General features: G+C 48.4%; 16 protein-coding genes. 4 read left to right on the top strand and 12 right to left on the bottom strand.

The features are described 5' to 3' along the window. Positions 1 to 3 precede the first annotated feature (3 nt). The 3 genes from G358_RS0111215 to xylA all read right to left on the bottom strand — a co-directional run bounded on the left by G358_RS0111215 (position 4) and on the right by xylA (position 4,423). The gene (locus G358_RS0111215) at positions 4 to 780 is read right to left on the bottom strand and encodes an ABC transporter ATP-binding protein (RefSeq protein WP_019637315.1); all 777 of its coding nucleotides are present in this window, start codon (positions 778 to 780) and stop codon (positions 4 to 6) included. Positions 781 to 1,192: 412 nt separating this feature from the next. Then, on the bottom strand, positions 1,193 to 2,692 hold the full coding sequence (gene xylB / locus G358_RS0111210; protein WP_019637314.1) for a xylulokinase: 1,500 nt from the start codon (positions 2,690 to 2,692) through the stop codon (positions 1,193 to 1,195). Positions 2,693 to 3,106: 414 nt separating this feature from the next. Beyond that, positions 3,107 to 4,423, bottom strand: coding sequence for a xylose isomerase (gene xylA / locus G358_RS0111205; protein WP_019637313.1), 1,317 nt, complete (start codon positions 4,421 to 4,423; stop codon positions 3,107 to 3,109). A 226-nt stretch (positions 4,424 to 4,649) separates the two neighbouring features. Between xylA and G358_RS0111200 the strand changes: the two genes are divergently transcribed. Beyond that, positions 4,650 to 5,849, top strand: coding sequence for an ROK family transcriptional regulator (locus G358_RS0111200; RefSeq protein WP_019637312.1), 1,200 nt, complete (start codon positions 4,650 to 4,652; stop codon positions 5,847 to 5,849). Positions 5,850 to 6,016: 167 nt separating this feature from the next. Here the strand turns inward: G358_RS0111200 and G358_RS0111195 are convergent, their stop codons facing one another. The 8 genes from G358_RS0111195 to G358_RS33040 form a co-directional block, all read right to left on the bottom strand. Continuing rightward, on the bottom strand, positions 6,017 to 7,315 hold the full coding sequence (locus tag G358_RS0111195; RefSeq protein ID WP_240480006.1) for an ABC transporter substrate-binding protein: 1,299 nt from the start codon (positions 7,313 to 7,315) through the stop codon (positions 6,017 to 6,019). 78 nt (positions 7,316 to 7,393) lie between these two features. After that, entirely contained in the window at positions 7,394 to 9,607 is a 2,214-nt protein-coding gene (locus tag G358_RS0111190; RefSeq protein WP_019637310.1) for an alpha-galactosidase, read from the bottom strand. Positions 9,608 to 9,638: 31 nt separating this feature from the next. Beyond that, positions 9,639 to 10,466, bottom strand: coding sequence for a carbohydrate ABC transporter permease (locus G358_RS0111185; protein ID WP_019637309.1), 828 nt, complete (start codon positions 10,464 to 10,466; stop codon positions 9,639 to 9,641). A gap of 16 nt (positions 10,467 to 10,482) precedes the next feature. Then, positions 10,483 to 11,394: a carbohydrate ABC transporter permease gene (locus G358_RS0111180; protein ID WP_019637308.1), complete on the bottom strand. Its 912-nt coding sequence runs from the start codon at positions 11,392 to 11,394 to the stop codon at positions 10,483 to 10,485. A gap of 86 nt (positions 11,395 to 11,480) precedes the next feature. After that, positions 11,481 to 12,767: an ABC transporter substrate-binding protein gene (locus tag G358_RS0111175; RefSeq protein ID WP_019637307.1), complete on the bottom strand. Its 1,287-nt coding sequence runs from the start codon at positions 12,765 to 12,767 to the stop codon at positions 11,481 to 11,483. Positions 12,768 to 12,954: 187 nt separating this feature from the next. Continuing rightward, entirely contained in the window at positions 12,955 to 14,550 is a 1,596-nt protein-coding gene (locus G358_RS0111170; protein ID WP_019637306.1) for a response regulator transcription factor, read from the bottom strand. Then, positions 14,522 to 16,354, bottom strand: coding sequence for a cache domain-containing sensor histidine kinase (locus G358_RS0111165; RefSeq protein ID WP_019637305.1), 1,833 nt, complete (start codon positions 16,352 to 16,354; stop codon positions 14,522 to 14,524). The genes G358_RS0111170 and G358_RS0111165 overlap by 29 nt, the downstream gene beginning before the upstream one ends. Before the next feature lie 3 nt (positions 16,355 to 16,357). Beyond that, positions 16,358 to 16,528: a hypothetical protein gene (locus G358_RS33040; RefSeq protein WP_019637304.1), complete on the bottom strand. Its 171-nt coding sequence runs from the start codon at positions 16,526 to 16,528 to the stop codon at positions 16,358 to 16,360. Between the two features lie 237 nt (positions 16,529 to 16,765). Here G358_RS33040 and G358_RS0111155 point away from each other — a divergent pair, with 237 nt between their 5' ends. The 3 genes from G358_RS0111155 to G358_RS0111145 are packed head-to-tail and all read left to right on the top strand — an operon-like array spanning position 16,766 to position 19,510. Continuing rightward, complete coding sequence (locus G358_RS0111155) at positions 16,766 to 17,314, top strand: sigma-70 family RNA polymerase sigma factor (protein ID WP_019637303.1); 549 nt, start codon at positions 16,766 to 16,768, stop codon at positions 17,312 to 17,314. Beyond that, on the top strand, positions 17,301 to 18,506 hold the full coding sequence (locus G358_RS0111150) for a DUF4179 domain-containing protein (protein ID WP_019637302.1): 1,206 nt from the start codon (positions 17,301 to 17,303) through the stop codon (positions 18,504 to 18,506). Before G358_RS0111155 ends, G358_RS0111150 begins: the two co-directional genes overlap by 14 nt. Before the next feature lie 26 nt (positions 18,507 to 18,532). Then, positions 18,533 to 19,510, top strand: a complete 978-nt coding sequence (locus G358_RS0111145) for a DUF4179 domain-containing protein (protein WP_019637301.1) — start codon at positions 18,533 to 18,535, stop codon at positions 19,508 to 19,510. Between the two features lie 121 nt (positions 19,511 to 19,631). On the opposite strand, the gene G358_RS0111140 is transcribed toward G358_RS0111145, so the two are convergent. Further along, positions 19,632 to 21,881: a glycoside hydrolase family 95 protein gene (locus tag G358_RS0111140; protein ID WP_019637300.1), complete on the bottom strand. Its 2,250-nt coding sequence runs from the start codon at positions 21,879 to 21,881 to the stop codon at positions 19,632 to 19,634. Positions 21,882 to 21,980: the final 99 nt, after the last annotated feature.

Here is a 21,980-nt window from a genome sequence, read left to right as displayed (position 1 = left end):
CAATTACCTCTCCTTCCCCGACATGAACATGAAAATTTGGTTTTCTCTTGCTTTCAATTGTTCCGGTGCATATTTGCCCAGTTCCAGTATCCCGTCAATCTTCCCGTCCTTCACCAAAATCAGGCGGTCAGCCCGGCAAGCTGCTTTAATATCATGAGTGACCATGACGATCGATTGGGAGTTCCGGTTCATCTCGGTCAAAATGTCTAAAATGCCTGTTCCCTGCTCCTGACTGAGCGCTCCCGTCGGCTCATCGGCAAAAATAACCTCCGGCGAGTTAATCAGCGCCCGGGCAATGGCAGCCCGCTGCTGTTGTCCGCCAGATACTTGAGACGGCAGGCGATCGGCTTGTTGGTCAATGCCCATCATGGCCAGCAGGGTCATCGCCCGCTTATTGATTTTACTTTTGCTTCGTCCCGCGACATAGCCTGGAAAAGCGACGTTTTCAAACAAGGTGAAGTCCGGAATCAGATTGATGGACTGGTAGACATAACCAATTTTGTTGGAGCGAAAATCGGTCAGTTCTTTTTCCGAATATTCGTCAATTCGCTGTCCTTTGAAATACACCTCACCGGAAGTTAAGCTGTCCAGGCCGCTTAGCAAATAAAGCAATGTGGATTTACCCGATCCCGAGCTGCCCATAATGACGGTGAAATCCCCCTCATACAGCTCCAGGTTCACGCTTTTTGCTGCGTGGAATTGCTCGGCTCCTGTCGAATAGGACTTGCATAAATCAATCGCCTCGATCATAACCGTCTTGGCGGCGTTTGCTGTAATCATGTCTATTCCTCCCTCAAAATACAAATTGTATTTTTGTTATGTTTTTTGGTTTGGGTTGGTCTTGCTTGATCTGGCTTGTCATGGTTGGCTTGATCTGGTTTGGCTTTGATTTGATATTTATTTGTTCTGTCATCATTGCTTTGTTCAGTACTGTACAATGTTTAATAGCAGGATATACATATATTAACATCCACTATTGAATAATGCAAGATACCTGTTATTGTTCCTTATAGGGGTTCGTTTGAAGGGAGAACGAGACGAAAGGGGGCATGATAAAAAAAGCCAACCCGAATATTCCGGCTGACCTGACAGTACGAAAAAGCCGAGCAAAGGAAGACTTGGTCCCCCTGCTCGGCTGCTTATGCTGTGGCTATGCAGTTAGTGCTATTACCGCTTTACTGTATCGCTAATATTATTGCTCTCTGAACTCCTGCAAGCCCTCGTTTAAGGAGCGGGTTGCCGAGTATACTTGCTGGTACAGCTTGAACAACCGTGCATATTTCTCGACATTCGCCGCATTTGGCTCGTACGTGGCGCGGTAGCCGATGAATTGGTCTGCGCAATCCTTCAGGCTGTCAAACCAGCCACTGCCAACTGCTGCCATCATCGCTGCGCCCATGGCCGGGCCCTGCTCATTGTTCAATGCGACGACCGGCGTGCCGAAAATATCTGCCTGCATTTGCAGCCATACCGGATTCTTGGCGCCGCCGCCGATCGAGATAATGCGCTCCACGTTAATTCCCGCTTGACGGAACAGCTCCAGCGATTCTGCCAGCGAGAACGTGATGCCCTCCATCACGGCGCGAGCGAGGTGCTCGCGGCGATGTGTACCGGACAGCCCAATGAAGCTGCCGCGGATGACGCTGTCCGCATGCGGCGTACGCTCGCCGACCAGATACGGCGTGAACAACAACCCTTCCGCTCCCGGAGCGATATCAGCGACTGGCTTGAGCAGTTCGTCGAAGCTCAGCTCCGGAGCCAGTGAATCCTTGAACCAGCTCATGCTGTAACCCGCCGCCAGTGTAACTCCCATCGCATAAAACGCTCCCGGGTGCGAATGGTTAAAGAAGTGAACTTTACCGGCAAAGTCTTTATTTTTATCTTCCTCATACGACAAAATAACGCCGGACGTACCGATACTGCACAGCGCATCGCCCTGACGAACGATCCCGGCACCAACAGCGCCGCAAGCGTTGTCCGCTCCGCCGCCAAATACCTTCGTGCTCGTGGAAAGCCCTGTCAGTTCAGCAAATTCCGGCAGCAATGTTCCGGTTTCTTCGGTGCTGCCGACCAGTGGAGGCGCAAAATTACTGGACAGCCCGAATGCCTCCAGAATTTCCTCGCTCCATTTCGCTTCAGGCACGTTCAGCATTAGCGTACCCGCCGCATCGGACAGTTCCATGTGTACGTTCCCCGTCATGCGGTAACGCAAATAGTCCTTTGGCAGCACGAAGCGAGCCGCTTTGGCGAACAACTCCGGCTCGTTCTCCTGCACCCACAGGACTTTCGGCAGCGTGAAGCCTTCCAATGCAGCGTTTCTCGTAATGTCCAGCAGCTTGTCGCCGAGCTTCGCTTCAATCTTCCGGCATTGCTTTGTCGTACGGGTATCATTCCACAGAATGGCATGGCGCAGTACTTCATTCTTATCGTCCAGCAGTACAAGCCCGTGCATTTGGCCGGAGAACGAAACGCCTTCGATATCCTCTGCCGCAACACCGCTGCTCTTCATCAGCTCTTTGAGGCAAGCGATTGTGCCTTTTACCCATTCTTCAGGATCTTGCTCACTGTACCCGGGACGCTCATGAATAAGCGGATAAGCTGCTGTAGCTTCGCCCTTAATTTCACCGTCTTTACCGACCAGCAGCGTCTTGACCGAACTGGTTCCCAGATCAATACCGATTACATATTTCATCCGTGACTCTCCCTTCACCAATTAGAAGTTTTTCTTATAATAAGTGTTCAAAAAGTAAATGTTTCAGCACCGAAGCGTATGCTTCCGATGTGCGTTTTTTCAAAACGCCTTAGGTCGAATGAAGCTAGAGACTGAGGAGCGGAGCCGCACGTTTTCGAAGAAAACGACTCCGAAAGCATAGGCTTGGCAAAACCTACGTGAGCACCTAAAATGTTTCGAAGGAAACATGCTTCGAAAGCATAGGCTCAGCTCGGCTGAATTCAAGATTCGATGTCGAATGAACCACCTGTGCTACTTCGTGATCAAAGATTGACTTTTTGAACTACTTCTCATATTCAAAAGGGGACGTCCAGCGTCCCCTTTATTATACATCTTATTTCGTATTGCTCTTATTTCGTTGCGATCTTAGTGATCTTATTTCGTAGCGAAAATATATTCGTTCAAGCGAGCTTTAACCAATTCCAGATGGCTGGATTTGTTGCGGATCTCGCTGTTTTGCAGCGCGTAAGCTTCCAGCGTCTTGAAGTTGGCTTTACCGGATACGATGTCGGCTCCGATTCCGCTCTTGAAGCTAGCATAACGCTCATCCAGCAAGTTGTCGAAGAATTTCTCCTCGATCAGTTTAGCAGCTACTTTAAGTCCTTTTGCAAATGTATCCATACCTGCGATGTGAGAGTAGAACAAGTCTTCTGGCTCGAAGGAGCTTCTTCTTACTTTCGCGTCGAAGTTCACGCCGCCGGCGCCAAGTCCGCCGTTCTCAAGAATTTCGTACATAGCAAGCGTAACTGCATACAGATCTGTCGGGAATTCATCCGTATCCCAGCCAAGCAGCAAGTCGCCTTGGTTGGCATCGATGGAACCCAGCATGTTGTTGAGGCGTGCAACGCGCAGCTCATGCTCGAACGTATGTCCAGCCAGCGTCGCGTGGTTCGCTTCAAGGTTCAGCTTGAAGTGTTCATGCAAGCCGTATTTTTGCAGGAATGCGATTGTTGTAGCCGCATCGAAGTCGTATTGGTGCTTGGAAGGCTCTTTCGGCTTAGGCTCGATCAGGAATTGACCTGTGTAGCCGATTTCTTTTGCATAATCCAGAGCCATTTGGAAAAATCTTGCCAGGTTGTCAAGCTCAAGACCCATATCCGTATTCAATAGAGACTCGTAACCTTCACGGCCGCCCCAGAATACATAGTTTTCAGAACCAAGCTCAAGACCTGTTTCCAAACCTTTTTTCACTTGTGCAGCTGCATAAGCGAATACGTCAGCATTAGAAGTCGTTGCTGCGCCGTGAACAAAACGCGGGTTAGAGAACATGTTCGCTGTGTTCCAAAGCAATTTCGTGCCTGTAGCTTTCATGCCTACTTTGATCTTAGCAACGATAACGTCGAGGTTTTCGTTTGTCTCTTTCAGGTTTGCGCCTTCAGGAGCGATGTCGCGGTCATGGAACGCGAAGTAAGGAGCACCTAGCTTCTCCAGAAATTCGAAGTTTACTTCCACGCGGTCCTTCGCAAGATCTAGACCTGTGCGAGTTTCCCATGGACGGATCATAGTTGCTTGACCGAACGGATCGCTTCCGTCCATCGTCAGGGTGTGCCAGTAAGCAACCGCAAAACGCAGATGGTCCTTCATCGTTTTGCCAAGAACGACTTCGTTCTCGTTATAATGTTTGAATGCCAGCGGATTGTTGGAGCCTGAACCTTCGTACTGGATTTTGTTAATGTTCTTGAAATAACTCATACTTGAATTCCTCCCAGTCTGATTTGGAATTACTTGTGGAAAGTAAGCCTTTACATCGTGATGATTATTAGTAGCATGACCCAAATTTAGACGAGGCATGCTGCTTGATATCTTTATCCTAACACGGCCGACTTAGTTTGTCTAGTAAACTAACTAAGTTATTGATTTAGCATCACCGTTATGTGTATGATGTAGTTATCTTTTATGTAGAATCGAGGGTATCATCATGAAAATTACGGGCGATCAGCAACTGATCAAGAAAATGAACAAAACGCTCGTCCTGGACACGGTCCGCCAGCAGCAGCCCTTGTCCCGTGCCGATATCGCTGCTACGCTCGGCCTGAATAAAGCTACTGTATCTTCGCTCGTTTCCGAGCTGATTGAGAGCCAGCTGGTGACCGAGAGCGGACCTGGCGAATCGAGCGGCGGGCGGAAGCCTACGCTGCTGTTGTTCAATCGCGGCGCCGGATATGCCATCGGGATCGATATCCGCGTCAATGATCTGTTTGCGGTGCTCGTAGATCTGGAAGGGAACGTTATCCGGGAACGAACGGTTCCCCTGAAGGATTCGTCGCCCGATCATACGATGGACCAAATCCGCAAAATGATGCACTGGCTCAGCAAGAGGGCGCCTGAATCGCCTTACGGCATCGTTGGCATTGGAATCGGCGTTCCGGGTCTTGTCGATGAGAAAAGCCGGATCGTCTCTGCCCCGAACCTGGGCTGGAACAATGTCGCTGTGCAAAATTTGCTCATATCCGAATTTGGCGAGAATATTCATATAGACAATGAAGCCAACGCGGGAGCGATTGGCGAGAAGCTGTACGGAGCCGGACGCGATGCCGCCAATCTGATTTATATCAGCATCGGCGTCGGAATCGGCTCCGGCATGATCGTCGGCGGCGAACTGTACCGGGGCACGTCCAACTTCTCCGGCGAAGTAGGTCACATGACGGTGACCGAGAATGGCCCGCTCTGCCGCTGCGGAAACCGCGGCTGCTGGGAGACGCTCGCTTCGGAGAAGGCGCTGCTTGACCGTGCAGCCCAGCGCTGGAAGGATAGCTCGGCCGCTTCCGAAGAAGAGGGGCTGGATCGTCTGCTGAAACTAGCCCGAGCAGGCGACCTGGATGCGCTCTCCCTGCTGGAAGAGACAGGGAAGCACCTGGGTGTCGGCTTAGCCAACCTCGTCAACATTCTCAATCCTGAACTGATCGTGATCGGCAACCGCCTGTCCATGGCCGGAGATCTGCTTCAGGAGCCTATGCTGCACACGCTGGAGAGCCGCAGTCTCTCCTATCATATGAAGAAGACGCAGGTCGCCTTCGCCGAGCTGGGCATTCGCAGCACTGCCCTTGGCGCGGCCTCGATGCCAATCACTTCTTTTTTGGCCGATCCGGATGTCACTTCGCAGAAAACCCAGCCATAGATTCAAAAAGCCCTGACCAGGGCACAGATCCCGGTCAGGCTTTCTTTTTGGATTAATCCAAAGATCGATTTATTTTGTTGCCAAAATACCATGAAAATTTGCCATTAGCAGGTACGCCAGCTGCTTAATTAGCTGCAATGATTCGAAAAGAGCTCACCATCCTGTGGTCATCGAGCCTCATCTATCACCTGTTGTATTTCTTTCAAGGCATCTTCAAACGTATGAGTTCCTGTTAGATATTTATTTACGCCCTCCAAAATTTTCACTTGCAATGATTCAGTGGATACGGTGTGCGGCCAATATGTAGCAGCCTCCCCCCGCTCTACAGCCTCTGCTATTCTCTTCACAATGGGATGGTCTACTTTAGCGCCTGTAACTGATGGAACAGCTAATACTCCCTTAGCCAGCTTCTCCTGAGTCTCACGATTGTTCATAAACTCCACAAATTTCCGCGCCTCTTCAGGATGCTCCGTGTTGGCATGAATAACCCGGTACGTACCGATGTTGATATTTAAAACCGCCTTTTCATCACCAGGCACAACCATAAAATCGATTTCATAATTGGAATTTCGCTCCATAATACTTCGATAGGACCAGGTTCCAGTTACCATCATACCGGCTTTGCCTTGCACAATCAGATCCTTGGACTGCTCCTGCTTCATATTTAGCCAGTCTTCCGGCACAAATCCCCTGTCGATCAGCTCTTTATGCTTCCGAATGGCATCCACAAAAATAGGATCCGTAATCTGGATCTCCCCATTCTCCAGCTTGCGAGTCCATTGTGCATCCGCACCATTATTAGACATCATAGAGCCCCAAAAAAATTGCGCCGTGTGCCATTCCGCATCCATTGCTACAGGTATAATTCCTTCTTGCTTCAGTTTCTCACAGACAGTAATAAACTCAACCCAGGTTTGCGGAACCTGTAAGTTCAATTGCTCAAACAAAGTCTTATTGTAGAGAAGACCGTCACTCTGCATCACCTCTGGAACCGCATAAACCTTGCCATCAATCGTCACAGGCTCTAGCGTACCCGGCAAAAACTGCTGCAGAAAATCCTTATCCGTCAGCTCCATGTACAGGTTCGGATTCAACTGTCTAAATTCCTCGAACAAACTAGGGGACCACGTATCGAACACATCCAGCTTCTCTCCGCCCAACAAGCGGATTTTGATACCTGCTGTGTAGCCTGCGTTCTGAATATAATCAGCCTCTATATGAATATGAGGGTTCTGATCTTCAAACTCCTTAATCGCATCATAATACACCTTGCTTGCCTGAGCAGGGTCCAGCAAATAACTGGAATAACGAAGCGTCACCTGCTCATTAGCTGCTGCCTCACTGTATCCTGCCGGCTCCTGGGGAAGGCTGCTGCCAGAAGAAGCGCAGGCTGACAGTATTCCCCATAGTGCCAACACACCTACCATTCCTAGTCCTCGCAATGTCCACAGGCGTCGATGACCCATGCTCTCTATCACCTTCTCCATTTATATATCCCTGATATAGATTGAGTATAATCTATTTTTAGCGAAATACTATGAGATTTACGCTTCGACACGCTGCAAATGGAACAAGGTGGAGCTAAAGTCTGCACCGTTCGCGCACAGCTCATTTTTCTTGATGACAAGTCCGGCATACATCAGCTCATCCCCGTAATGCAGCCTGCCCGGATTGCCGTTGACCTGATACAGCGTGTCTGGCTGCAATCCCATCAGCTTCAGTCTCTTCCACCCCTCGTTCACACCGTTCAGAACCTGATAGTATCCTACTAGCGCTTCATTCATAGCCTTATCTACAACCATCCAGGCTGTTGCCTGTCCTTGGAAAGGACTTTTTAACCTATAAAAAAGGCCCTGATGAATCAGTCTGCGATGCCGTTTAGCCAGTTTGATTTGCTCAGCAACCACCTCTGCCTCCTCCGCTGTCAACAGATTCAAATCCAGCTCATAGCCAAACGCGCCAAAATAGGCAACATTGGCTCTGGTTTCCAACGGAGTAACTCTTCCAACCTGCTGATTAGGCACTTCAGATACATGAGCCCCCATACTGCTTAATGGATAGAGCATAGACGTGCCGTACTGGATTTTCAATCTTTCCATGGCATCCGTATCATCACTTGTCCACGTCTGCGGGGCATAATACAGAATACCCGGATCAAATCTCGCTCCACCGCTTGAGCACGATTCAAACAAGATGTGTGGAAATTCTGAGGTCAGTCTCTCGTACAGATCGTACACGCCCAATATATATTGATGGAATACCTTCCCTTGCTCTCCTGCGGATAAGCCCAGCGAATAACATTCCGTAATATAACGGTTCATATCCCACTTCACATAAGAAATGGCAGCCTCACGAAGAACCTTCGACATGGATGTATAAATATAATCCACTACTTCCTTGCGCGAGAAATCCAGTACAAATTGATTTCGCGATGGCGAGGCCGCGCGTTCGGGAGTATGCAAAATCCAGTCCGGGTGCATCCGATACAGATCGCTGTCCTTATTCACCATCTCTGGCTCAAACCAGAGACCGAATTTCATTCCCATCGCTTCTATTTTTGCCGCTAGCCCTCGAATACCACCCGGCAATTTCTGAGTATTGTCAACCCAATCGCCGAGACCAGCCCGATCGTGATTTCGAGCACCAAACCAGCCGTCGTCCAGCACGAACAACTCCACGCCAAGCTCTCTGGCTCTGCCTGCCAATTGTAAAATCTTAGCCTCATCAAAATCAAACGAGGTAGCCTCCCAGTTGTTAATGAGAATCGGACGTTCCCGGTCACGCCATTGTCCACGGGCAAGACGTGTTCGGAATAGCTGATGGAAGGTCTGGCTCATTCCGTTCAGACCTTGATTGGAATGAACCAGAACAGCCTCTGGAGTCTGAAAGACCTCGCCCGGAGCCAACGGCCATTCAAATTGATCAGGATGAATCCCTAGTAGAACTCTGGTTGCATCATGTGTATCCACCTCAACCTGCGCCAGGAAGTTTCCGCTATAGACGAGACTGAAGCCGTACACCTCTCCAGAAAACTCGTCAGTCCCTGGCCGCTTCAAGGCTAGAAATGGATTATGCTCAGCGCTGCTTGCTCCGCGCAGGCTGTAGATGCCCTGTACCCCCTGCTCCAGCTTGCGGATCTTCACATGGCGCTCCCGGCTCCATGCCCCTGCCAGATGAAGCATCTCGAACTCCGGATCAGGCAAATCCATGCAAGCACTTAAGGCGCGAGTTATATTCCAGGTAGATGTGCCACGATTGCGGAACAGCACATGCCGAGTGATAACGGGCAAATGACTGAATATTGTATAGCTGAGTATTAATTCTGCATCAATTACTTCATCGTACAAGGTGATTTCCAGCGTTTCGGCCTCAGTATCATTTTCCACATAAGTGGCCGGAAGCCCCGGGAGCTTCTTCTTCCCCTGGAACACCTGATGTCCCTGATACTGGAAATGGGTAATCCGGCTTCCATTCTCCTGCTTAATTTCCACCGCCGGGTAGCGAAAATCCGTTGCGCCATACGCAGGATATTCCTGCTTTGTATACTGCAAGGACAATTGGTAATCGTCCTCAAATACATAAGCAGCGAGTGCCTTTAGGCCCCCCTCTAGCAAATGGCCGAAGTCATCCTGATCCGTTATCGCTCGGCCAAAATATAAATTTCCAATCTGCTTGTTAGCTAATATGTTCATAACATAGCTAATGTGACCATTCGTCAAATGGAACTCGCCGGATTTTTCATGATAAATAATAGCCACTTTCCTTCTCCCTTCTTCCGTCTAATACCTGTTACAATTTGCCGCCAGAGGTTGCAATCCCCTCAACAAACTGCTTCTGGAACATAATATATATCGCAAGCATCGGCCACACAGCCAGTACGGAAGCAGCCATCAGCTCAGGATAGTCAATGGAATAGGCGCTTTGAATTTTGGCTAGTGCCGAGGACAACGTGGCTGCATTGGAGCTTGTATTGACAATCATCGGCCACATCATGTCCTTAAAAGCAAACAATGCGGTAAAGATTCCGAGAGCCATCAGACCAGAGCGCGTTAAGGGCAGCATGACCTTCAGGAAGGTCTGTCCGATGTTGCAGCCATCCAATCTCGCCGCCTCCTCCAGTTCCTTGGGCAAACCCATGAAAAACTGCCGCAGCAGAAATGTACCGAAGGCACTGACCAAGCCAGGAAACACAAGAGCGAATAACGTATTTCTCATTCCCAGAGCATCCACCATTAAATATTGTGGAATAATGAAGATTTGAGTTGGAACCATCATTTGGAAGAGCACCAAGCCAAAGAAGAAGTTCTTCCCCGGAAAATTTAAACGGGCAAATGCATAAGCTGCCATCGCACTGAACAAAAGCGAGCAAGCTACTCGTATAGCCATCATTGCAAATGTATTTATATATAAGCGAAGAAAATTATTCTGCTGAATAACTTCAACGTAATTCTCCCATTTCCACACGGTCGGAAAGAAGATAAATGGATTAAGCGAAGTAGATTCGCCAACCGTCTTAACTGAGGTTAGCAGCATCCAGACAAAAGGCATAATCATGATAGCTGCGCCAACGATTAGAAATAGATGCTTAACGCCGGTTGCAATTTTATTGTGTGTCATTAATTTCAGCTCCTCCTTACATATAGTTGACCCATTTCTTCTGAGCCTTCATTTGGAACACGGTAATAATCATAATAATGACAAGCAGGAGCATGACAATCGCTGAGCCATAACCCTTGTTGGAATATTTAAATGAGTTGTTGTAGAACAGATATACGAGAGAAACCGTATTCTCATAAGCTGGATTCGTAACGTCAATCATCATGTAGATCACATCAAATACTTGCATTGACTGAATCATAGAGGTAACAAGCACAAAGAACAGCGTCGGTGTCACAAGCGGCAGCGTAATAACAAAGAACTGTCTCCATTTACCCGCACCATCAATTTCGGAGGCTTCATAATAATCTCTCGGAATCTCTTGAAGGCCAGCCAGAAGCAGAACCATGTTATAGCCTATGACGCTCCAGATGCCGATAATAGCAATAGAGATCATTGCCACATTCGGATTGTTGACCCAGTTCACCGCAGGCAGGCCCAGTTGTCCCAAGCCATAATTTATCAATCCAAATTGTGTATTGTACAGCCATTTCCATACCATGGTTACTGCGGCTGGCGCAGCCACCATCGGGATGAAATAAATGGTACGGTATAATGACTTTCCTCGGATCTTTCCGTTTAACAGCACAGCCAGAAGCATAGCCAAGGCGATGCTAACGGGGACAACCAGCAAAGTATACAATAGCGTGTTGGCCACCGCGTGCCACACCTGTGCATCGCTAAACATTTTGATATAATTGTCGAAACCTATGAATACATTGCTTTTGCCAAAATCTCCACTCTTAAAGAAGCTCATGTACACCGTCTGAAATATCGGTATGATATTCAGTACCACAAGCCCAATAATGGTAGGAGCAATAAAAAACCAGGCCCAGTACCATTCATTCCTGATTCTTCTGGATGCCTTGCTTTGCAGGACTCTCTCCATATTTATTTCACACTCCTGTTTAGATAGGCAGCAGCCACATGCCCAAGGGATGCAACTGCTGCCTTTTAAATTAAGGAATTGAAATGTTACTTCTCTTCCGCCAGACTTTCATTCATAATTTTGGCTGCATTTTTAGCTGCTTCTTCCACAGTGGTCTCCCCCATGAATGCAGGCTTTAATGCCTCATACGCTTTATCTTCCCATACCGCTGTGGAATTTGAATAAGGACGAATCACGCCATATTGAACCATATCCACAAAGGCTTTAATATTGTACGTCTTATTGGAGGACAGCCACAGATCAGCAGAGCCTTCATAAGCAGAAATCGCGATGCCTAATTCAGCCTGTCTGTCCTGACCTTCCTTGGAGCCCAAATATTCAACCAGCTTCCAGGCTTCCTCTGGGTGCTTCGTATTGAATGCTACCGCATTTCCCAAACCATTGTAGATTGAGGCCTGTCTTTCCTGCTTAGGAAGCACGGCAACATCGAAATTCTCCGCCATAGCTTCATTATCTGTAAATCCGGACAAGTTCCATGAACCGAAGAAGCCCATAGCCGCAACCCCGTTTTGCACCATTTCCGCGCGTCCGCCGTCGCCGTATACTTCAGGAGACAAGCCCTCATGAATCAATTTAATGTAGAACTCCAACGCCTCAATCGTCTTAGGATCATCATAGCCAGATTTCTTATCATCGGTAATGATCGTGCCGCCATTTTGATAAACAAAGTTATAATACCCTTCCTGGTTATGCAGCGGGGCAAGAATGCCGTATGTTCCGTCCTTCGTCAACGTCTTCGCCGCATTGTAGAGATCGTCCCATGTCCAGGTTTCATCCGGATAGCTTAAACCTGCTGCATCAAACATCGTCTTGTTATACCACAGTCCGATCGTATCGAAATCCTTAGGCACAGCATATTGCTTGCCTTCATAGTTATAAATCTTCACCAAGCCATCAGGATATTTGCTAACATCCACCTGGTTGCTGGAGCTGATTTTATCTGTCAAATCCAGAAGCATTCCGTTAGAGGCATAACGGTAAATTTCATTGGAGTGCATCCAGAACACATCCGGCAAAGAGCCCCCAGTCGCTCCTGCTTCAAGCATGGTCCAGTAATCTGACCATCCGGTTACTTCGACATTAACCTTAATCCCCGGATTCTTATCCTCAAATTCATCAAGCAGCGTTCTCAAGCTCTTCGCTTGAGTAGAGTCCCACATGGCGTAGGTCAGTGTTACTTCTTTTCCTTTCGAGCCTTGTTGGTCCGTATCCCCGCTATTACTCTGTCCCTCGGATTTTCCACTTCCGCCACAAGCCGTCAATGCCAGCAGCAATGTCAGCATCAACAACAGCGGCAACGCTTTTCTTCTCATGTCTCCATTCCCCTTTATGCAAGTAGTAGTCTTTATCCTCACCTTGTATAGTAGAGTAATCATTGTGCTTTCAAAATTAACGTTTTTTACTTCTATAGATTCTTTTTTGAGTTATTGAACAAAAAAAAGAAGCACACGCCCTAAGCCATGCACTTCTTTTACTTTTATAATTCTTTTTTTTACTTATTTATAATTTAGCTCCAAATTCTTCTGGACTTACGCCTACAATTTTTTTGAAGATTTTACTGAAATAGGCCGTATTACGATAGCCGACCTGATCGGCAACCTCGTACACCTTATAGCCGCCCTCGCGCAGCAATTGCTGCGCCTTCTCAATCCGCACTCTGGTCAAGTAGGCAACGAAATTCACTCCGGTTTCCTGTTTGAACACACGACTAAGGTAGGATGCATTAACATTGATCTGCCGAGATACCGTTTGCAAGGAAATATCCTCCGCATATTGGTTCCGTATAATCGTACAAACCTGATCTGCATAGCTATGTGCGCCCCGTCCTGGCATACGATTGTGCTCGATGCATTGCTCCATAAATTGCACAATCAACAGATGCATGCCCTCCAGCTTTTCCTCAAGCAGCAGTTGCTCATAAGGGGTTCTCCCCTCGCTCCACCATTCCGGTGTCCCTGGAAAACAAGTTGTTATCAGCGATAACAAGTGCAGATAGGCTTTTCTGATCCCCTCCTCGGAGACTCCTTCTTGCTTCAAGCGCTGCTTCAACAAGCTCAAGTACTGCTTGCTCTCCTCTCCGCCCTTCTCAACAAGGTCCCGCAGTTGCTGCTCCTCGCCTCGGCTGAGCCGGAAGCTGCTCTTGCTCGCAGCAGCTATGCCTGAGGCATAGTAATGCACACGGCTGGCTTCCTCATAGAACAGTTGTTTGAGGGCAGCATCTGCCTCCATATAAGCCTTCTTCAAATCGAAGAATTCATTCACCTGTCCACTAACACCGATATAAAGCCCAATATTCAGGAAATCCTTCATTGCTATCATAATTCGATCCAGCATTCGGCCCAGATCAAGCGCAAATTTGTCAGCATCCTCACCATGAATATTCATTACAATGACATATTCGGCCGAGTTCAAGGTCACAATCTCCTTATACCACTTGCGAGGCAGCAGTTCCTCAAGAATATTCACTATCGAATAGCGCAGCAATTTCTCATCCTGCTCCACATACTTCCTGCGCAAATCTTCAAAACGCTCCACTTTCATCTTGAGTAGAATCAACGGAGCCTGGACGAGATTGACACGGAATGTTTCACAGCGATGCAACAATTCCTCCTCGTTCAAAAAACCGCTGAACAGCTCTTTAAACAGCTTCTCCTTCAAGTAGCTCACGCTTTCCTTCAGCTCGGACAGCTCCGAAGCTTCTTGCCAGGCCGAAGAAGCCCTGGATGACCTTTGCTTAACCGTTTCCAGCACTTCAAGCAACATCTGCATTTTAATATCGCCTTTAATTAGATAATCGGCGGCTCCCAGGCGCAAGGCTTCCTTGGCATAGTGAAATTCATCCAGGCAACTTAGTATGACATACTGGCAATGGTTCAGCATTTGCGAGGCTTGTCGAATCAATTCAAGCCCATCCATGACAGGCATCTTAATATCTGTAATAATCAGATCAGGCGGCTGCTGGCGAATCATTAGGAGCGCTTCCTTTCCATTGGCGGCCTCTCCGATAATTTGAAATCCGTGCTCTTCCCAATTCAGCATGGACTTTAGACCAATTCGCATCAATAGCTCATCGTCCACGATCATCACCTTCATCATTCAAATCCGCCTCCTTTCTTTTGGGAATCGTAATGACAAATGATGAGCCCCTGCCCCCTATGCTTTGGAAGGATACACCACTTCCAACCCCAAACACCCGTCGTATCCGGTTATGGACATTGCTTAGGCCAATACTTTCTTCTCCCTTCAATCCAAGCAATTGCTGCTTGAGTTCCTCAGCCGCCTCCTGCTCCATCCCTTTGCCATTATCGGTCACAACAATGGCAATATCCGATTCGCCGGTCGTTTGGACCGATATCGTAATCGTCCCCTCGTCTTCAAGCTCGGCAATACCATGAAAAATCGCATTCTCCACAAGGGGCTGAATGCTAAGCTTTGGTATCGGATAATCCAGCAGCGACTCATCCAATTCATAGACAACGACTATTTTATTGTAATAACGCACCTTCTGTATCGTAATATAATGACCGACATACTCCAATTCCTCACGGATCGAAACCTTCCCATCATCATTTTTGCTGGCATAGCGCAAAATCGAAATCAACGCTTCGGTCATTTCGACAATTTTGTCAGAGCGCTGCATAGAGGCAATCCATTTCACCGAATTTAATGTGTTATACAGAAAATGAGGATTAATCTGCGCTTGAAGAGCACGAATTTCCGCCTCCGTCTTCTCCTCCTGCTCCTGATAGATTCGCTCCACCAACTGCTTCAGCTCAGACGACATCTGCTCGAAGCGGACGGACAGCAAGCCGATTTCATCGTTAGAGCCAACATCCGGCAAATTGTCAAACTTGCCTTGCTCTACCAAGGTCATATTTTTCATCAGACGCTTAATGGGTCTAGTAATCAGATTAGACAAGTAAAACGAGCTGATGAGCGCGAAAATCACCAGAATAACCACAATGTAGATCAGATTCCGCTTCAGAATATTTCCTTCTACTGCCAGCTCATCCACTGGCATATACAAATAGCTTTTCCACTCATGCTGCTCAAAGGGCGTTTGTATCAAAATATAGTCCCTGCCATCTAAAGTCACAATTTGCCGCTCTGTATTTGTTGACATGCTGCTATCCAGTGGAAAGGAGGCGCTGAACGGCTGTCCGATCAAGTCATGATTGCTATTGAAGATAATCCGGTCCTGATCATCCACGATCGTAAAGGAGCTCCGAATTTCCTTCTGCAATCGGCTGTTTAGGCGGTCAATGAAGTCAATATCAAGGCTGATGACCATAACCCCCATCAGCTTGCCATCTTCCATATCAAATATTTTACGAATATTGAAGATCGCCCAGTTGCCCTCTTGCTGCGTCTGCTTGTCCAAACGGGTTGACAAATCCATTGTAATAGCTTCCGAATGCAGAAACTCCTGGAACCATTCCTCATTTACAGGGTAATACGTATAATCAATAGGCTTATAGGAGCGGATATAAATGTCCTCTCCCCCGTTTAGATTATAAATATATATGGAGAAGGCACGGTCCTTCATAATGATATAATTCATTAATAGCTGAGCCACCTGATTTTCATTCGCCTTTGAACTGTCGCGCAAATAATTTTGCACGGGATAATTTTCCTGCGATACTGCGGACACATAACTATTGATTCCGTAACTGGATACTAACGAAATTTCCTTAACATCCTTGAGGAATTCTTCAATCCGAATATTCGCTTGCCTTGAAATGTCCTGCATTAAATCGGTATACCTTCGCTCCAGCAGCTGTTGGGAAGAAATATATGAGTTAATAAACATAGTCAGAATCGGAACAAGGATAACCAGCAGGAACAGCACATTGATTTTCGTCTTGATACTGACAAAACGAGTAGCTTTCTGTTTTAGCATCAATTAGTTCACCATCGCCAATGCCAGCCCCTTATCATCTGGTGCAATCGTTATATTCAGCAAATTCTCCCCTGAAATCAAGGCCATAATCTGCTGTGAAGTCTGACTGACCCTGTCATTCAAGCCGCTGTATTGTTCACCGGGCAGTACAACACAATAACTAAAACGTTCCACACTGACTCCTCCGTTCCTATTTTTGCAACTCAGCAAATGACCCTAAACTGAATTGTATGGCTTTTCCATCAGAACAACAAGAGTGTCACAAAGTTTATAGAAGCTCCTGCCCCATGCGGTAATTTCGGTATGCAGCCAGTCCAGTCAGCAATCGAAAAAAATCGGTCACAGCCTGTAACCTTTCCGCCCACTCCCCGATCTAATTGTATAGAGGGCCCTCAAAAGGAGTTGAAATTGTTGCAGCAAGATATAGTACTGGACGTCAAGCGAGCGCAGCAAGGTGACCGGGAAGCGTTCATCCGGCTTTTCCGGATGCTCGAGCCTCAGTTGTACAGCTTGGCCAAGTCGATTGTCAGACGTGACGAAGACTGTGCGGACGCATTTCAGGAAACCACGCTTAAAGCGTACAAAGGCTTATCCACATTACGACAGCCAAAATATTTTAAAACCTGGGTTATCCGGATTCTAATCAATGAATGCAATCAACTGCTGCGTATTCGCAGTAAAACGGTAGTTATGGCCGAACCCCCGGAAGCGGAGCCACCGTTCCATTACTACGAGGACAGCAGCAAGCTGGATCTGCATGAGGCCGTGGACAATCTGGACGAGGCATTGCGCATCGTCGTTCATTTGTTTTATTTTCAAGACTTGTCAATTAAGCAAATTTCGAGTGTGCTGGACATTTCCGAAGGAGCCGTCCGAACGCGTCTGCACCGGGCTCGCGGGATATTAGCCGATGAAATAAAGCGGAAACAGGAGGGGAAGCTGACTTATGAAAATATATGATCTCGATAAAAAACTTCGGGAAATCGGCAGAGAAGAACTAAACGAAGTACCGGAGATCATTCGTCAACGTCAGGATCAAGTTTACGCTTCCCTGCCCCATCATCCGATAGAGAACAAAACCGGGCATAACATTCGCAGCCGGATCATGCGCAAATTTATCGTCGCGACAGCCGCTGCCGTCATCCTTGTCTTTATCGGGGGACTCAGCGGTGTAATGATGTCGCCAGCGTTGGCAAATTCATTGAAAAACCTGCCGCTCATCAGCAATATCTTCAAACTGGTTGACGATTTGGGACTACAAACAGCGGAGGAGCAAGGTCTGGTCGAGGATACGAAAGCTAGTGTAACCCATGAAGGAGTTACTCTGCATGTGCCCCAGGTGATTTTTGACGGACTTCGCCTCTCTCTGGCGGTTCAGCGAGAAGGAGATCATTTTCCTAGCGCTATTCTGGATTCCGAGGTCGTCGGAGAAGGCGAGAATGCGAAGGTGATCCACCAAAGAGGCGAAATCAAAGATTTCAAAATGTTCATTAACGGGAAACCTACCCACGAATATAAGGGTAATCAGCGCATCGGTTTGAGCGGGCTGCCGACAGAAGATCCTCATTCAGCGATCTTCCAGATGACTGCCCATTCCGGCCCGGGAGAATCGGCATATTTTTTGCCAGATCATTTTACACTGACAGCTCAATTTTGGCTGGAGGGTACCAAGGAGCCATTTGTATTCGAGCTGCCTGTTCGTAAGCAGACGAAGGCAACGAGTTTCTCCCCTAAAGAAACGAGAAGCTGGAATAATGTTGCCGTCACACTGGACGAAATTCAATTTACCCCCCTGACAACGAAGGTGACTTTAAATCTGGAGCCAGAGGATGGATCGAGAGAAGTTTATCAGAACTTAATATTCGAGCTATGGGATGGGCAAGGAAATCCCGTGAATATTGTCGGCGGCATGGGTACTTTCGGGGAAGCTGGAGAAAGCCGGAGTGAACTGTTATTTGACCGCTTCAAGGAAGCTCCAAGTACAGTCACACTGAAAGCATTTGTCCCACAAATGGCCGACCCTTCAGCCAAAACGGGCCAGTTCAAGCTTGATCAGAATGGAGAACCTGTCAAACACTATCTGAAAGAACTTGAAATGAGCGTACAAGTAAACCAGAACGAAATAGAGAAACTGTACAACCTGTCCAAATAATAAAACTATCTATGGAGGAGTTAAAAATGAAAAAGGTATATAAAGTGATGACAACAGCAGCTCTAGCAAGTTTGGTTTTGGGTGGAGCGGCTTTGGGAACAGCGACAGCGAATGTATCAGATCCAACCCTGCCTGCTCCTAAGAACGTAGCGGCACAAACGTCGGCGCAAAATCCTAGTGTAACCCACAACGGCATTACCCTGAGCGTAAGTAAGGCATTGTATGACGGCAACTATATCGGTATTACCGTAAATCGAAGCGGCGGGGGATTGACTTCAGGAATAACCGAAGGGCATTTTGATGAACAGGCCGAGGATTATGTGTGGGCAAAAGGAGCCATTAAGGACATTCAAATTTTCATGAATGGCAAAAACATTTATGACATGGGCGATGGAAAGCTGCATAAAAGGCCTAGCCTCGGTTGGGCGCCAGGCTCCAATCCGGATACAGCGGAAATTAAGATTGTTGATCCAGCCTGGCTGGGGGATCATCTCAACGAGCTCGCTTTTTCAAATAAATTCAAGCTTACCGTCAAGATTACGCTGGAAGGTGTAGACAAACCGTACACATTAGAAATGCCGATGCAGCAAAGCGCAGAGAAAGCGACGGCCTTGAAGCCAAATTTGACCAAAAAACACGGAAATCTAAGCGTCACCTTAAGCAAGCTTAATCTGACCTCGGATTCTTCCCGTATTCAATTGATTGAGAAAGGCTTAGAAAAAGACAAGCATTCGGGCATCATTTATGAGTTCGTAGATGATGAAGGCAACATTATTGAACAAATTTCCGGCTTTGGAACAAACGACAACAACAAAAATGGGCATTGGTACCACAATTTCGTGATCGATGCCCTGAGTAAAAACACCGAGTCGATCACGGTCAAAGCTTTCACTCCTGAAATGGAAACACCAGGAGCAGCATCAGGCAGCTTTAAACGAGATGCAAACGGAAAATTGGTAAAAAATTATATTCAAGATCTCGAAATGACCGTAAAGGTAAAGTAACCCTCTTTAAGAACTTGCCCCGCGCCTTGTAATTCGGCGCGGGGCAAGTATTTTTTGGCTTATTTCACCGTCCGCCTGATGTGGAGCTGTTTATCTTTCTTTTAAAGGATACGGCATGTAACTATGATTGCCCAAACGTATAGGAGCCGCCGGCCTCACCGTCAAACGAAATAGTGCCGATACCAGGGCCCTCCAACCGGCAGGACCCGGCAACTGCACAGCTTACGACAACCTCCGTTAGAAGGCCCTCCGCCCAGGAAAAATCGACGGTGAACCCGCCCCGGGCCCGCAGCCCTTTGACCCTCCCTTCGCTCCACCCTTCAGGCAAAGCGGGGAGCAGTCGGACCGTCCCGTTGTGGCTCTGCAGCAGCATCTCGGCAATGCCCGCCGTTCCGCCGAAATTCCCGTCGATTTGAAACGGCGGATGGTTGTCAAAAAGGTTGGGCAGCGTGGAATGACTAAGCAGTTCCTTCACATTGTCGTAAGCCTTAGATCCATCCTGCAGCCTGGCCCAGAAATTGATGATCCACGCCCGGCTCCAGCCGGTGTGACCGCCGCCATTCGCCAGCCTGCGCTCCAGCGTCGTCCGGGCGGCTTCGGCCAGCCCCGGCGTGCGCTCTACACAAAAAGCTTCGCCCGGGAATAACGCGAATAGATGAGATATATGGCGGTGTCCCGGCTCCATCTCCTCATAATCCTCCATCCACTCCTGGATCTGGCCGTATTTGCCGATCTGCGGCTTGGGGAGCCGCTTCAGGGCAGTGGCAAGCTCCTCCCGGAATACCTCGTCCCGTCCGATGATCTCTGCACTGCGGATGCAGGCGCTAAATAACGCCTCTATAATCTGAAAATCCATAGAAGCCCCAGCACACAGCACGCCTGTCTCCCCGTTGGGAAGCTTATAGCTGTTCTCGGGAGAGACGGACGGGCAAGTAATCAAACGGCCCTCCCCGTCCTCGATCAAATAGTCGAGAAGGAACTGCGCCGCTTCCTTCATCGTCTCATACGCCCGATTCAAGAAATAACGATCCTGATTGAACCGGTAATGCTCCCACAAGTGGAGGCATAACCAGGCAGCACCCATCGGCCAGTAGGAAGCAGGGAGATACATATCCTGCGGAGCCGTATCCGCCCAAATATCCGTGTTGTGGTGCGCCGTGAAGCCCCGGCAGCCGTACATCACCCTGGCCGTTACCCGGCCTGGCTCCCGCATCCGCTCGATCAAATCGAATAACGGCTCGTGGCACTCGGTCAAATTGCAGTTTTCCGCCAGCCAATAATTCATTTGCGCATTGATATTGATCGTAAATTTGCTGTCCCACGGCGGCAAAAAGCTGTCATTCCATATACCCTGCAAATTTGCAGGCAAGGAGCCTGGTCTGCTGGAGGAAATAAGCAAATAGCGGCCATATTGAAAATAGGTTGCTAGGAGGCCATGATCCTCTTCTCCTTTCCGGATTAGCGCTAGCCGTTCATTGGTCGGGAGTGTGTTTTTATCCGGGCTGTCTGGCAGCTCCAGGGCGACCCGCCCATACAGCTCCTGGTAGTCGGCAATGTGACGAGCCCGCTGCTCGTTATAAGGAGACTTGCTTATCGCCTCCACCTGCCGCTTGCCGTAAAGCTCAGGATCGGGATACCGGAAGGTGGTGCCCGCAACGAGCAGCAGCGTAACAGCATCCGCTCCGTTCACCAACAAATGCTCACCAAGAGTACGGCTGTCGCCGCCTTCCGGGATCGCCTTCAATACGGCGCAAAAAGAGCTGCCCCCCTTCCCCCCGCATTTCCCGCGCATAACCAGCCCGTTTTGCTCCCATTTCTCCGACTTCTCCAGGTACCTCCAGTTCTGCCGGTTAAACCGGGCTTTGAAAGATATCGCTTTCTTCTTGTCGGCGGAAATTCGGATAACGATCGCCTGGTCCGGATGGCTGGCGAACATCTCGCGGGTGTACCGTACCTCGCCGATGCGATAGCTGACACGGGATACGCCGTGCTCCAGATCAAGCTCCCGGATGTAGTCTTCCGCAGGCTGCCCGTGATCGGCAAACGATAGCAGCAGATCGCCAAGCGGTAAATAGTGGCGCTGCGCTTCGGGAAGCCCCGTCATCGTCAGTGCCGCTAATTCCTCCGCCTCCCGCAGCCGGCCCTCCATAATCAGCTTGCGAATTTCGGGCAAATGGGGCAGCGCGTCCTCGTTGTTTCGGTCGCGCGGACCGCCATACCATACGGAATCTTCGTTAAGCTGCAGCTTCTCATCAGCCGTGCCTCCAAATATCATCGCCCCAAGACGCCCGTTCCCAATCGGCAAAGCTTCGTTCCATTCATCAGCCGGTTTCCTATACCACAAACGATGCTTTTGTCCCCTAGTAATCATGCTTCTCCTCCAATCTGCTAACTTATGATTGCAATAATATTTCGAAGCTGCCGGTCCATATCCAAGCCAGAATCAATGGAGATTCAGGAATTAACCAGC

The organism is Paenibacillus fonticola DSM 21315 (genome assembly GCF_000381905.1).
Classification (GTDB): Bacteria; Bacillota; Bacilli; order Paenibacillales; family Paenibacillaceae; genus Fontibacillus; species Fontibacillus fonticola.
The sequence above is the reverse complement of the archived record's forward strand: the minus strand, read 5'-3'. Positions and strand labels throughout refer to the sequence as shown.